Origin of the sequence: Acinetobacter sp. ANC 3882 (genome assembly GCF_022549545.1) — a bacterium.
GTDB lineage: Bacteria > Pseudomonadota > Gammaproteobacteria > Pseudomonadales > Moraxellaceae > Acinetobacter.
The window spans coordinates 1-374 of record NZ_JAKZGB010000030.1; the positions used below are offsets into that span (position 1 = coordinate 1).

Sequence of the window (374 nt, forward strand, 5' to 3'; positions counted from 1 at the left end):
GCTTGTGTAGGTTCAGATTCGTTTCCAGCAGCATCTGTCGCAGTCACATCTACCACTTCACCATTGGTTAATGGGTTTGCTAGATCTACTGTGTAGTTGCCGTTTTCATCGGTAACCGCTGTGCCCAATACATTGCCGTTTTGGTCTTTAACAATCACTGTTGAACCTGGTTCCGCTGTACCTGTTACTTGCGTGCCATCATTAACAACATCAGCAGTCGGTGCTTCTGGCGCTGTCGTGTCATCCGCTGTCGCTTGTGTAGGTTCAGATTCATTCCCCGCAGCATCTGTCGCAGTCACATCTACCACTTCACCATTGGTTAATGGGTTTGCTAGATCTACTGTGTAGTTGCCGTTTTCATCGGTAACCGCTGT

At 48.1% G+C, this 374-nt stretch carries 1 protein-coding gene; it reads right to left on the reverse strand.

Translation table 11 applies throughout. The features are described 5' to 3' along the window. On the reverse strand, nt 1-374 hold a 374-nt coding region (locus MMO42_RS18130; RefSeq protein WP_241321584.1), incomplete at both ends, for an Ig-like domain-containing protein.